This window comes from Argonema galeatum A003/A1 (genome assembly GCF_023333595.1).
GTDB classification, from domain to species: domain Bacteria; phylum Cyanobacteriota; class Cyanobacteriia; order Cyanobacteriales; family Aerosakkonemataceae; genus Argonema; species Argonema galeatum.
Window position 1 is genome coordinate 15,930 of record NZ_JAIQZM010000056.1, and the last position, 12,942, is coordinate 28,871.

Sequence of the window (12,942 nt, forward strand, 5' to 3'; positions counted from 1 at the left end):
ACTCATCCCACGCCTGAAGGGAGTGGGATGTAGTGTACGGGCGATCGCAATTAACAATTTACATTGCAGTATTTTGGTTTAGAAATTCGATGCAAAGTTGACGAAAACGATCGCCTCTTTGCTCGAAGTTCTGGTACTGGTCAAAGCTAGCGCAGGCGGGTGAAAGCAGGACAACTTTGGCTTGATGTTGTTTGGCTAATTCAGCTGCTCTTGGCACAGCGCGTTCCATTGTTTCCACTATTTCATAACTGGAATAACCAATTTCGTCCAGTCTTTTAGCAAAAGCAGTTGCAGCGTCACCGATCAGTAAAACAGCGGCTGCTTTTTCTCGAATTTTGTTCATCCAACCCGTGTCATCACCGGCTTTCGCTTCGCCACCTGCTATTAAGATAGCGGGATCGGTGACGGCATTTAACCCCACTTCGGCAGCGTCGTAATTGGTTGCTTTGCTATCGTTAATGAAGTCAATTTCTTGCCAGGTGCAGATGTGTTCGAGGCGATGGGGAACGCCAGAGAAGTTGCTGATGGCGTTAGCGATCGCATCTTTTTGAATTCCCGCCAATCTCGCCGCCGCTACCGCCATTAACAGATTTTGGAGGTTGTGATATCCTACCATTTTTAATGATGAGGTTTGCACTATTTGCTCGCCGCTCACGACTACCCAACCATCTTCAATATAAAAACCGCGATCGCCAACTAAACCAGCTTTACCTTTTACACTTGTCCAGTAGGCATTGGGAAAACTTTCAGGTGCATTTTCTCTCAGATATGGATCGTCACCATTAAATACTTGCAGTTGCGACTGATTTAGTAATTTTGCTTTGATATTGAAGTAATTTTCTAAGGTTTTATGACGACTGAGATGATCCGGGGTGAAAGTTGTCCAAACGCCAATATGCGGTGCAAGTAGACGAGAGGATTCAATTTGATAACTGCTAATTTCAGCAATTACCCAGTCGGGAAGAGTTTCAGATAACGCTAATTCGCAAGCAGCATAACCGATGTTACCGCAAGCAGGCGCATTATATCCAGCTGCTTGAAAGATAGCAGCAATTAAAGCTGTGGTGGTAGTTTTGCCGTTCGTACCCGTAACGCCAACCCAGGGACAAGTTTGCAGACGACGCCACGCCAGTTCAATTTCGCCAATTGTTTCTATACCTAACTCTCTGGCGCGAAGCAATACGGGAATATCCCAAGGTACGCCGGGACTGACAACAATTAGCTGGGGTAAATCTTCGCTTTCTGGTGCAAAGGAATAGCCAAGTTTGACCGTAATTCCATCGGCGACAAGTTGCTGTTGCTGTTGTTGGAGAGTTTCGGAAGTGTTGCGCGAAGCTAAGGTTTCTGCGCTGGCGGAATCGCTGAGTGTCACATCCCAACCTTCCCGTTTTAACAGTCTTGCAGCAGCAATTCCCGATCTTCCCAAACCAATGATGTGCGCGTTAGGCATAGACGTTGTGGTAGGTTTTCCCCTGATTAAGCAATACCGATCGTACTCGATCGGGATGAAAAAGAATATAACCCACAGATGAAGATTCGATCGTATCCGTACATCCGTGTTGTGCTGGTTAACTTTTCACGATCGGGCCGAAATCTGCCAGCACCCGCGCATGATTGCGGAGTAATCCCAACAAATTCAAACGATTTCGCCTGATATCCAGATTTTCATCCATAACTAACACACTTTCTGGACCATCAAAAAATGTGCTGACTTTGGGAGTAATTTCGCTTAACGCATCTACCAATTGTTGATAATTGCGCTGTTCTCGCGATGCTTTGGTTTGCGGAACTAGCTGGATAATGGCATCATAAAATGCTTGTTCCGATGGTTTTTGGAATAACGCTGTATTCACCAATCCTGTTGGTTCCAACTGTTGCTTATCCAAATCTCCTTGTGCGGCAAGACGAGTAGAACGATTGACGGTTTCGTAAATCTCAGATAATTTCCCGTTGTTCCTGATTTCTTGCAGGAAAGTAGCGCGATTTCGCACATCCAACAAATCTTTTAAGGCGCGTTCTGTATATTCTGAATCGTTTTCTCCCAAAACGGCATTCACCAAATCGTAATCTATGGCACGTTCTTCTTGCAGTAATGTCCGAATGCGTTGCAGGAAAAATTCCTGTAACTGTTGCAATAATTGAGATAAGTTTGTTTTGGGATAAGCCGCCACAAAATCTGCTACAACTTGTTCTAATAATTGTTGCAAATCCAAAGGTAATTCTGCCACCCAAGTGATATTAACTACGGCATTAGCAGCACGACGTAAGGCGAAGGGATCGGATGAACCTGTTGGCAACATTCCCAAACCGAAAATGCTGACTAAAGTATCGAGTCGATCGGCTAAACCAACAACTTGACCTGTGAGAGTTTCGGGTAATTTATCGCCTGCACCTCGCGGCAAATAATGTTCAAAAATCGCATTTGCCACGGCTTCTGTTTCGCCACTCGCCGCCGCATATTTTTGCCCCATTACTCCTTGCAATTCCGGGAATTCGCCTACCATTTGGGTAACGAGGTCAGCTTTACACAACAAAGCGGCGCGTTGAATATTTTTACTATCTTCTGCGTTTAATTGCAGTTGTTCGCTGATTTGTCCGCCAATTTTGATGATGCGATCGACCTTTCCACGCACTGTCCCCAAATCTTCTTGAAATGTGACTTTCTCCAGTCTGGGAACGTAACTTTCCAACGGTTTAGCTAGGTCTATTTTATAGAAATACTGACCATCGGCTAATCGCGCCCGAATTACCCGTGCGTTTCCAGCGGCGATCAGATCTGATTTGGCTGGATCGCCGTTGGAAATTGTGATAAAATTTGGTAACAATTCCTTAGCTTCTGGTGTTTTGAATACCGGGAAATAACGCTGGTGAGTTACCATCACCGTGGTAGTTACTTCCGCTGGTAATACTAAAAATTCCTCATCAAATTTGCCCAGGACAGCAGTAGGCCATTCTACCAAGTTGGTGACTTCTGCTAATAAATCGGGATAGATTTCGGTATAGGCATTTTGCTGTTGGCAAATTGCCTCAATTTGCTGTTTAATTTTAGCTTTTCTGATCTCTGGGTCAACTTCCACAAAGGCAGAACGGAGAGAATTTACATAATCTTTCGCGTGGGAAATTGTGACTTTCTTTTTCGTCCCCCCTGTGGACGGGGGGGATGGAGGGGGGGTTAAAACGCCTTGCGCTTCCGTCCCCCCAGTGGACGGGGGGGATGGAGGGGGGGTTAAAATGCCTTTCTTTTCCGTCCCCCCAGTGGACGGGGGGGATTGAGGGGGGGTTAAAACGCCTTGCGCTTCCGTCCCCCCAGTGGACGGGGGGGATTGAGGGGGGGTTAAAATGCGATGACCTTGAGAAATGCGATCGCTCTTTATTATCTCCGATCCATTCACCAATTCCACCGGCAACACAGCATCATCCAATAATGTTACCAGCCAAGCGATCGGACGAGAAAACTTAATATCCCCATCGCCCCAGCGCATGAACCGCTTACCTTCCAACCCAAAAATCCACGCAGGAACCAATTCCTTCAGAATATCAGCCGTAGCGCGTCCGGGAATGCTTTGCTGGACAAACACGAAATCGCCCTTCTCGGTGGCCCGAACTTCCAACGCCTCCAGCGAGACACCCTGCTTGCGGGCAAACCCTTCTGCCGCTTTGGTGGGTTGTCCATCCTTAAACGCCGCCCCTGCTGGTGGGCCTTTGATCTCTTCTACGCGATCGGCTTGTTGTGCGGGCAAACCTTCGATGAGGACAGCGAGGCGGCGAGGAGTGCCATATACATTAATTCCCTCACTTGTCAAGTATTGTTCGGAAAGGCTTTTGGGGATGAGAGTTTGCCATTGTTGGATGGCGCTACCCACAAAGCTGGCGGGGAGTTCTTCTGTACCGACTTCTAATAAAAAGGATGGCATAACCGAGGATTGAGTTAGCTGGTTAAAACAGTTTACCGCGATTCGACGGTTCTAGGGTTGTGCTGGAGTGGGGATGGCGCGTCAACTTGGCTATGCTGCAACTGAGTTTCAGATTTTACACGGTAAATTGCTTGGTGACGAAAAGCTTTGAGAACCGAACCCTCGGCAACAAAGGCAATGCTGGGACGCATATACTCGAACGCGAAAATCACTTGATCTCGATAACCTTGGTCATTTTCGCATATCCAAACTGTCATCAACTTTTTACCAAGTAAAGGCTGACACCAAGATGGTGTATTTTCCGCAGAATGTGTGCTAGTGGTTTCTTGGATTATTTCTATTTCATCAGTATCGGCAATTGGTAGCAACGTAACCGTTGTATGTTGAAAGAATAATTGAATTTTATCCAGGCAGAGTTCATTGCTAGAAAATTCTTTATCTTCTAGTATTGACACTGCTGTTAGAGGTTGTCCGATTGGAAATTCATCTGTTGCCATATTTCTCTCTCTTTTTCCTTGCTTGTTTGAGTATTTTAATTGCAGTTTCAGCGTCAGCGTCTCCTTCAGCAGCGAGATTAGCTAATTCACCAACTTTAAGATTTTGATAATCCGATCGTAACTGATTAACCTGACCTTGACCGCCGCCACGTTCTCGAATGGCATCGGCAATAGTGTAATCTTTGAGGTTAACAAGATTGCCGAGTTTTTTCTCACCACCTGGAGTAAGTTGAATTCCCTCTTGTTCAGACATTGATAGTATTAGTTATCACGCTTGAGGTTCTTTCGGTGAAATCGCTACTCGAAAACCTAGTGCATCCAGTAATTCTATAAAAGTGTAAATTTCAGCAGCGTTACTTTCTGTTAGCATTCGATCGAGTTTTTCATGCAACTGTTTCGCTGAATCTGTAAGGCGATCGCTTTTTGCCCAAGACTCAACTACATTTCTAATTGCCTTTCGTAATAATATTGGGTGGTCGCCTCCTTCTTCCAGCACTACTTCAATATAACCAGCAGCTTCTTCGCGGTTTTTCAGAGATTCAATCAGAAACTCATGGTAGCTTCTACTTGTTGGAGTTTTCACGTTTTTCATAATCTGCCCAATATTCCTTAGAAAATGACCACGAATATGAACTGTTACCTTTACCATGACCAGACATTTTTTTGCCATCTGGGGATAAAAATCCTTCATTATTTTCTACAAGTGTCCACCAACCTACTGACCCAGGAAGAACGGATATCTCTTTTATTCTTATTTTATTAAGATTGGAGATGATAGTAACTTCGATTCCAATTTTATTTTGCCCTAGCCACTCTTTGACAGTCAAAGTTCCATCAAATGAGTTATCTGAGCGACGATGTAAAACCATACTAGCTGCCTTTTTATCAAATTCGCCATACCAAATTTCATCGTTGACTTCTGCTTTAGAAAATGACCAAGAGTATGAACCGTAGCCTTCCCCTGTGCCAGATATTTGTTTTTTATTTGATGACAATTGCCCTTTGTTTTTCCCTAGTACCCATACTCCTCGCTTAGGTTCTGATAATACACGGATTTCTCCTATATTCAGATTATTTGTTTTGTGGTCAAGGTCGCCTTTAATCTCGATACGAGAAAGACCTTTACTATATTGAACTGTGAGAACCCCACTAAACGAATTACCTGATTGATGAGTAATAGTAAGACTAGCAGGAGCATTATCAAACTCGCCATACCAAATCCCAACCATTAGAGGATTCAAATCTTTCACTACCTCATCAACTGATTTATACCTTTGCCTCACATCAGCGGCCAACATTTTCTCTAAAACTTGCCTTAACTGTTGACTAATATCAACTCTATTAGATGTCAAAACATCTCGCCATAACCACCGATTTTCCTGGGTGTAAAACAGTTTATCTGGAAAAATATTAGTCATTAAATGAATACAAGTCACACCCAAAGCATAAATATCACTTGCGGGATAAGCTACACCATGAGTCATTTGTTCCGGTGGTGCATAACCCAAAGTTCCCACAGTTGTCCCTAAAGAACTAACCGTTCCACTCAATTTTTTTGAAATACCAAAATCAATCAGCACCAGTTGACCATTTTGGCGGCGCATAATATTTTCAGGCTTAATATCTCGGTGAATTACACCTTTTTCATGTATGAATTTCAATAGAGGTAGCAAATCCTTTAATAACTGGCAAGTTTGTGCTTCGTTGTACGTTCCCTTTTGTTCCAACTCCTGAAATAAATTCTGCCCGTCGATGAATTCCTGCACGAAATATAAGGTTTTATCTTGTTCCAAATATGCGAGTAAGCGTGGAATTTGGGGAGACTCATCGCCTAGTCGATCGAGCATTGCCGCTTCACGGTTAAATAGTTCAATAGCTTTCGCAAAAGCTGTGGGATTACTAACTATATTGGAATGGGGAGAAAACTGTTTAATCACACAGCGCTTTTTCGAGGGCGTCTTTTCATCCACCGCCAAGAAATTTCTGCCCATACCGCCAGCACCCAGAAAATCAGTAGCGCGGTAGCGATCGTCCAGCAGCAACTTAGTACCGCAACTGAAGCAAAAAGCTGTCCCTGGTAGGTTTTGCGGTTTGGGGCAATTGGGATTGAGGCAATAGCTCATACTGGCGAGAGATTGATAGATTGAATCTATCTTAACTCTTCCCTGGATTGGGAAAAACCTAACCCCCCAACCCCCTTCCCTGGGAGGGAAGGGGGAGAAATTCTCATATTCCCCCTCTCCTGCAAGGAGAGGGGGGTAGGGGGGAGAGGTTTCGCAACATTGCTAATATCAAAGATAATGGCAATGGCTAAAACACATTATTTAGGAGAATCAAATGGTAACGCTGCAACTGCGACAACTAGGCGTACCGCCTGGACATCGAGTGTTATTCCATGATGTGAATTGGCAGGAATTTGAGGCAATTTTAGAAGAGTTGGGAGAAAAACGACCTTCTCGATTAGCTTATATTAACGGAACTTTGGAGATTAGGGTGCCATTACCAGAACATGAAAAAGCCAAAGTAATTATTGGTGATTTAGTGAAAGCTTTGCTAGATGAATGCGATCGCAATTGGGAATCCTTGGGCTCGACAACCTTCAAACGAGAGGATATGCTAGCAGGTATTGAGCCTGATAACTGCTTTTATATTCAAAACCATGCTCAAATGATTGGCAAAACTCGCCTAGATTTAACAGTCGATCCACCGCCAGATTTAGCTATTGAGGTAGATGTTACTTCCAAAACTCAAGTTAGCGCCTATCAAGCATTGGGAGTACCGGAAATTTGGCGATATGAAAACGGAAAAATCCAAATTTACCTACTGCAATCTGGAAAATATGTGGAGTTGCAAACCAGTCCCACTTTTCCCAGTTTTCCCATAATTGAGGAGATTTCTCGTTTTCTGGAAATGAGTCGGACAATAGGGACAAGTCGGGCGCTGAGAGAGTTTCGTAAGTGGGTGAGAAAACAAAGAAATCTTATCAATTAAAATCTAACACCCCAACCTTCCCTACCAGCGAAGGGAGATTTTAACCTTGTGTCACCTCCACATAAATATGCTCCAAACGCACAGGCGATCGCGCGATCGCATCCACAGCAATCCCATCAAAACAGGCAATTATCTCCTTTAATTCTAAAGGTTCCGGTAGCCAAAAAGCTAGGTCATTGCCATAGCGTCGATGCGTAAAGCCCAGTTGGGAAGCGCGTGCGATCGCACCCTCCTCATCCAGCGTTTTAACCACCACGACTTCCTGCGCCGGAATCAACTCCCGCAACGCAGACAAACTCCCCTCAACCACAATTCGTCCATCTTTAATAATACCTATTTTATCGCAAAGTCGCTCAGCCTCATCCAACAAATGAGTAGTCAACAAAACAGTAATACCCTGCTTTTTCAGATTCAGAATTAACTCCCAAATGTCATAACGCGCCTCAATATCCAAACCCGTCGTCGGTTCATCCAAAATCACCAACTTCGGCAGATGTACCAACGCCACAGCAATATTCAACCGCCGTTTCATCCCACCGCTGAGAGTTTCCACTGGACTTTTAGCCCTATCTACTAAATTAACAGCCTCCAAACAAACTTGTACCTGTTCCCAGCGCTGCTGCTTTGATAACCCATAAATCCGAGCAAAAAAATCAAGATTTTCCGCACAAGAGAGACTTTTATACAGTAAATTCTCTTGCGGCGCTACCCCAATCAGCGACTTACTAGCCTCAGAAACAGGTTGCTTATTAATCGTAATTTCTCCCCTATCCTCCTTCACCAAATTACATATTATATTGATAGTAGTAGTCTTTCCAGCACCATTTGGCCCTAACAAACCGTAAATTTCACCCGGTCGAACGTGCAGCGTCAAATCATTAAGAACTTGTCGCTTGCCGAAAGACTTACTCAACCTTTTGATATGCAGCACAACCTTAGTAGATAGAGGAAATAAACTTTGAAATAGACATTTCCAGAAATTAAAGGTGCGTTACCTAGAATCCTTGTAGAGACGTTGCATGCAACGTCTCTACATTCTTTTTTGGAGAGGTCTAATAGACCTTTTGCAAAAGTAAATCTTATCTGCGTTCATCTGCGTTCATCTTCTTTCATCTGCGGTAAAAAATTAGCCCTTTCGCAAGAAGACATCACAATCTCCTCTCCACACTCAACATCCGCCGGTAAGATAACCATCCCGCCACCACCATCAAAATAGCAAACACATATAAAAACCAGAAATGCAACTCAATATCTGCAAATTTCTTTCCCTCATCAGACACTCCAGAAAGCGCTTTAACCATGTGGTAAACCGGATTAAATTTAGCTATATTCAATAGAGTCTTAGGAAAAACAAAACTTGGCACAAACGCGCCCCCCAAAATTAACAAAGGCACCCCAAAAGCCGCCACCAAAGCATTGACATCCTCAGTCCGACGAGCAAATTGCGTACCGAGAACAAATCCCACACCAACATACGAGATAATGCTTAGTAAAATAATAACTCCTCCCAGGAGGATAGAACCTTGAAACTTAGCGCCCCAAAAAGCCGCAATAGTATAAACCAGTAGCGTTTGACCGATGCCAATACAGGTGTGAGCAACAAAAATGCCCAAAAAGTAGGAAGTTCCACTCAAGGGCGAGATAAACAGACGTTTGAGCGTTTGCTGTTCTCGTTCTGCTACCACCGTTGCTACACTACCACCCAGGCAGCTGAAAAACAACGCCGCACCCACCAAAGTTGAGGGCGCAGCGTATTCAAACGCCTCAGCCATTGACAGTTGGGCGCGTTCTGCCACAATAAAGCCGTTGATTAATAGGATAGAAACTGGAAAAATAGTCCAAAAAACCAGGCTGCGTCGCCGCCGCAACAATTCAATCAAGATTCGCTGTGCCACAGCCAGCGTTTCGCGCCAGTATTTCATCGTGTGAGGAGTCAACAGTATAATACATGAATCAATTATCAAGGTACGCGCTTTCGCAGCCCATTTCCCGACGCACATTATTTAAGATGTTCGGTGTCGGTGCTGTCAGCGGGATGGTAGGATACTCCCGATTCTCTAAGCCGAAGCCGACTGTCTTTCAGCAAGATACCCTAGATTTGCCCCGCTTGGCTAATCGACCCGTTAGCGTGGCAGTTGTTGGGGGTGGGTTGGCGGGGTTAGCTTGTGCCTACGAACTCAGTCAAAGGGGTTTCGCGGTCACGCTTTTAGAACGTGCGCCGCAGTTGGGAGGCAAAATCGCCAGTTGGCCTATCGAATTTGGCGGTGAATCTTTTATGATGGAACATGGGTTTCACGGCTTTTTTCCCCAGTATTACAACCTCAAGAGTTTAGTTGCAGAATTGGGAATTAAAGACAATTTTGTAGATTTGAAATTCTACTCAGTTGTTTATCGAGATGACAAATATAAGCCAGAGGTATTTCGCTCTAGCCATTCAGCTTTCCCCTGGAATATAGTAGATTTGGCAATAGCATCTCCGAATCGTTTGCGCTGGGGAATAAATCTTACTAAGTGGAAACATTGGCAAGTTTTTCGAGCAATTACTGGTTTCCAAACTGAAAGGACTTTCCAGAATCTTGATAATATATCAGTTGCCGAATGGGTTGAGAAGGAGTTTCCAAGGGGATTGTATGACCTTTACTTCCTCCCGTTTGCGAAATCTAGTTTAAATGCGCCAGATAAAATGAGTGTGGGGGAATTAATGCAGTTTTTCCACTTTTATTTTTTTGGCAATCCAGAAGGACTAGCTTTCAACGGTACGAAGGATGATATGGGGACGAGTTTGGTGCAACCAATTGCTAGGTCAATTGAAAGTAAGGGTGGTAAAATTATTACAGGTGCAACTGTTAGAGAAATTAACTGTTCCCAAGGTAAGATTGCTTCATTGAGTTATCAGCAAGGGAATGCTGTCAGCGATGTTCCTTTTTGGGTGAGTCGCAACGAAGTTATCGCTGATGACAATATGGAATATTTTGGTGCTGGCGATGAAGTTTTTGCTGCTAAATCTGGGGAAGCTGAAGCGATTTCCCTGAGTTGCACTCACCAAGGTTGTACGGTTAAGCAACAAGCGGATGGGGAGTTTCACTGTCCCTGTCACGGTGCGGTTTTCGATGCTGATGGTAAGGTGGTCAAAGGGCCAGCAGAACGAGATTTGCCTAGATACAAGATTTTACAGCGTCAGGGAGATCGATCGCAATTAGTCGCCGTCATTAATTCGCCACAACAAGCATCCGCCGAAACCATCCAAGCAGACTACTACGTCATCGCCGCTGATGTACCAGGAGTTCAACACCTGTTTACATTGATGACTGGCGATGTCGCGCCCCAATTGAAAACACAAGTAGAGCATTTAAGTATAGCAGATCCGTTTGCAGTTTGTCGATATTGGTTCGATCGCGACTTTGAATGGTCACAAAGTTGGTTTACCTCCCTCTCCGGTTATCGCCTCACTGACAGCATCACCCTCTATCACAAAATTCAAACTCAATACATCGCATGGGCAAAAAAAACCGGAGGTAGCGTTGTAGAATTACACGCTTATTGCTACAAAGAGAAAGAATTCCCCACCCAGGAAACATTACTTGCAACCTTCCAGCAAGAACTGTATGAAATTGTCCCAGAACTCAAAGAAGCCAATATCCTACACCGCGAATTAGTCAATCAGAAAAACTTCTCAGGTTATCCACCAAATAGTTATGCAGAACGACCCCAAACCAGCACAGAAATTCCCAACCTAATGTTTGCCGGAGATTGGGTAAAAATGCCCTTCCCTTGTGGTTTAATGGAACGCGCAATTAGCAGCGGTTTACTCGCAGCAAACGAAATCCTGCATCGCGAAGGTTTGCAGAGGCGTCCATTACTTTCCGTCAACCCCGAAGGCGTTTTAAAGATTTGAAATTAAACCGCAGATGAACGCAGATAAAATATATGCAAAACCGTAATGCTATATCTATCATACGACTTACGCAGATTCCTATCCTATCTGTGTTCATCTGTCTTCATCTGTGGTAAAAAAAATAAACTATCAACAAAATTACTACCCTTATGACTTCCCTCTCCCCAATCACCCAATCGATTTCCTTCCTATCTTATCTGCGTTCATCTGCGTTCATCCGTCTTCATCTGCGGTTAAAAAAAATAAACTTTGAATAAAATTGCTACCCTTATGACTTCCCTCTCCCCAATCACCCAATCTCGCCATATCCGTCAACTAACAATAAATCCAAACCACTGGTACGTTGTCGCCAAAAGCAAGGAAGTGAAAACCCAGCCTTTCGGTATTACCTTATGGCATCAACCAATAGTTATTTACCGAGATAGTGCAGGCAAAATTCACGCTTTAGAAGATAGATGTCCGCATCGCCAAGTAAAACTAAGTCACGGTAAAGTAATCGGTGATAACTTAGAATGTGCTTATCACGGATGGCGTTTTAACTCAACAGGAGAATGCGCTGAAGTCCCCTACTTAGCAGATAATCAAAAATTACCAAATTGTCAGATTCGCCGATATCCCGTCCAAGAGAAAGATGGTTTTATCTGGCTATTTCCCGGCGATGATACTTTATCTGAAAAGATATCTCATTTGGGATTACCGGAATGGGAACATCTCAATTATATTGCAACTGTTGCAGTTATTCACTGCAAAGCACATTATTCCTATCTAATTGAAAACCTGATGGATATGTATCACGGACATTTGCATCAAGATTGGCAAGCTTGGGCAAATCCGGTACTTCAAGATATTGAGGAAGATGATAACCGCGTTGATGCTCATTATCAAGCGCAAAGTTATTATAAAATAGATAAAATTTGGTCAATTTCGCAATTATTTTTCCCAGGTTTGCGACGACTGCATCCCGAACCATTGGATGTCAGTTACGTTTATCCACATTGGGTTTCTAGATTGGGAAATGATTTTAAAATTTACTGTTTGCTTTGTCCGGTGAATGAGACGGAAACTCGCGCTTATCTGATTCATTTCACATCGCTGAATGCCTTTTGGCGATTGCACAAATTGCCTGTGTGGTTTCGTCGATTTGTGAAAGATAGTTTGTTTGGTGCGGCGCAAAAGTTACTCGATGGTTTGGTGCGTCAGGATGTGCAGATGATTGAGGAGGAACAACAGGCTTATTTGCAGAATAATGAAAGAAAAAATTATGAATTAAATCGATCTTTGGTGAGTGTTCAGCGGTTGATGAGAAACCAGCAGCCTAACGCCTAAAGGCGCGGCTACACGAACAAAGACCGCGCAGGCGGTCTAAATTCCTAAAATTTATCTTAGCCTGCGTAGGCAGGCTTTGTTTGTGTAGCCTAACGCCTCAAGGCGCGGCTACACGAACAAAGACCGCGCAGGCGGTCTTTGTTCCGAAAATTTATCTTAGCCTGCGTAGGCAGGCTTTGTTTGTGTAGCCCCACCCTTTAGGGTGTGGGCGTGTTTTGCTGACAGGACACTTATGCTGTATAATACAGCGCTTTGCGCTGTAATGAGGTACAATAAAATATCATTTTGTAGCCAAAGCTAATGAAAGCATATTCAGTTG

The 12,942-nt window shown here is 43.9% G+C and carries 11 protein-coding genes and 1 pseudogene; 3 read left to right on the forward strand and 9 right to left on the reverse strand.

Going from position 1 to position 12,942, the window contains the following annotated elements; genetic code table 11:
- Nucleotides 1-58 precede the first annotated feature (58 nt).
- The 7 genes and pseudogenes from murD to LAY41_RS32940 all read right to left on the reverse strand — a co-directional run.
- Nucleotides 59-1,450 (reverse strand): UDP-N-acetylmuramoyl-L-alanine--D-glutamate ligase, encoded by a 1,392-nt coding sequence (murD, locus tag LAY41_RS30285; protein WP_249106213.1) that lies wholly within the window; start codon nt 1,448-1,450, stop codon nt 59-61.
- Nucleotides 1,451-1,568: 118 nt separating this feature from the next.
- Nucleotides 1,569-3,914, reverse strand: a complete 2,346-nt coding sequence (glyS, locus tag LAY41_RS30290; RefSeq protein WP_249106215.1) for a glycine--tRNA ligase subunit beta — start codon at nt 3,912-3,914, stop codon at nt 1,569-1,571.
- Nucleotides 3,915-3,946: 32 nt separating this feature from the next.
- On the reverse strand, nt 3,947-4,411 hold the full coding sequence (locus tag LAY41_RS30295; protein WP_249106217.1) for a DUF6334 family protein: 465 nt from the start codon (nt 4,409-4,411) through the stop codon (nt 3,947-3,949).
- Nucleotides 4,398-4,664: a hypothetical protein gene (locus tag LAY41_RS30300; protein ID WP_249106218.1), complete on the reverse strand. Its 267-nt coding sequence runs from the start codon at nt 4,662-4,664 to the stop codon at nt 4,398-4,400. Before LAY41_RS30300 ends, LAY41_RS30295 begins: the two co-directional genes overlap by 14 nt.
- A 15-nt stretch (nt 4,665-4,679) precedes the next feature.
- Nucleotides 4,680-5,003 carry a helix-turn-helix domain-containing transcriptional regulator gene (locus LAY41_RS30305; RefSeq protein ID WP_249106220.1) on the reverse strand — a complete coding sequence of 108 codons (324 nt, stop codon included), beginning with the start codon at nt 5,001-5,003 and terminating at the stop codon, nt 4,680-4,682.
- On the reverse strand, nt 4,975-6,453 hold the full coding sequence (locus tag LAY41_RS30310; protein ID WP_249106222.1) for a serine/threonine-protein kinase: 1,479 nt from the start codon (nt 6,451-6,453) through the stop codon (nt 4,975-4,977). Before LAY41_RS30310 ends, LAY41_RS30305 begins: the two co-directional genes overlap by 29 nt.
- Before the next feature lie 9 nt (nt 6,454-6,462).
- Nucleotides 6,463-6,534 (reverse strand): annotated as a pseudogene (locus tag LAY41_RS32940) (4-Cys prefix domain-containing protein); the annotation flags it as partial.
- Between the two features lie 214 nt (nt 6,535-6,748).
- Here LAY41_RS32940 and LAY41_RS30315 point away from each other — a divergent pair.
- A complete protein-coding gene (locus LAY41_RS30315) occupies nt 6,749-7,402 on the forward strand; it encodes a Uma2 family endonuclease (RefSeq protein WP_249106224.1) in 654 nt (217 codons plus the stop codon).
- A 40-nt stretch (nt 7,403-7,442) separates the two neighbouring features.
- Here LAY41_RS30315 and LAY41_RS30320 read toward each other — a convergent pair whose 3' ends face one another.
- Together LAY41_RS30320 and LAY41_RS30325 are read right to left on the reverse strand one after the other, a co-directional pair.
- Nucleotides 7,443-8,315 carry an ABC transporter ATP-binding protein gene (locus tag LAY41_RS30320; RefSeq protein WP_275974479.1) on the reverse strand — a complete coding sequence of 291 codons (873 nt, stop codon included), beginning with the start codon at nt 8,313-8,315 and terminating at the stop codon, nt 7,443-7,445.
- A 235-nt stretch (nt 8,316-8,550) separates the two neighbouring features.
- Complete coding sequence (locus LAY41_RS30325) at nt 8,551-9,324, reverse strand: ABC transporter permease (protein WP_249106230.1); 774 nt, start codon at nt 9,322-9,324, stop codon at nt 8,551-8,553.
- 26 nt (nt 9,325-9,350) lie between these two features.
- On the opposite strand from LAY41_RS30325, the gene LAY41_RS30330 reads away from it, so the two are divergent.
- Entirely contained in the window at nt 9,351-11,297 is a 1,947-nt protein-coding gene (locus LAY41_RS30330; protein ID WP_249106233.1) for an FAD-dependent oxidoreductase, read from the forward strand.
- A 270-nt stretch (nt 11,298-11,567) separates the two neighbouring features.
- Entirely contained in the window at nt 11,568-12,623 is a 1,056-nt protein-coding gene (locus LAY41_RS30335) for an aromatic ring-hydroxylating dioxygenase subunit alpha (protein WP_249106235.1), read from the forward strand.
- Nucleotides 12,624-12,942: the final 319 nt, after the last annotated feature.

Coding starts and splice junctions, on each gene's coding strand:
- murD (WP_249106213.1), bottom strand. CDS start 1,450: ATGCCTAACGCGCACATCATTGGTTTGGGAAGATCGGGAATTGCTGCT.
- LAY41_RS30305 (WP_249106220.1), bottom strand. CDS start 5,003: ATGAAAAACGTGAAAACTCCAACAAGTAGAAGCTACCATGAGTTTCTG.
- LAY41_RS30335 (WP_249106235.1), top strand. CDS start 11,568: ATGACTTCCCTCTCCCCAATCACCCAATCTCGCCATATCCGTCAACTA.
- LAY41_RS30315 (WP_249106224.1), top strand. CDS start 6,749: ATGGTAACGCTGCAACTGCGACAACTAGGCGTACCGCCTGGACATCGA.
- glyS (WP_249106215.1), bottom strand. CDS start 3,914: ATGCCATCCTTTTTATTAGAAGTCGGTACAGAAGAACTCCCCGCCAGC.
- LAY41_RS30330 (WP_249106233.1), top strand. CDS start 9,351: ATGAATCAATTATCAAGGTACGCGCTTTCGCAGCCCATTTCCCGACGC.
- LAY41_RS30295 (WP_249106217.1), bottom strand. CDS start 4,411: ATGGCAACAGATGAATTTCCAATCGGACAACCTCTAACAGCAGTGTCA.
- LAY41_RS30325 (WP_249106230.1), bottom strand. CDS start 9,324: ATGAAATACTGGCGCGAAACGCTGGCTGTGGCACAGCGAATCTTGATT.
- LAY41_RS30300 (WP_249106218.1), bottom strand. CDS start 4,664: ATGTCTGAACAAGAGGGAATTCAACTTACTCCAGGTGGTGAGAAAAAA.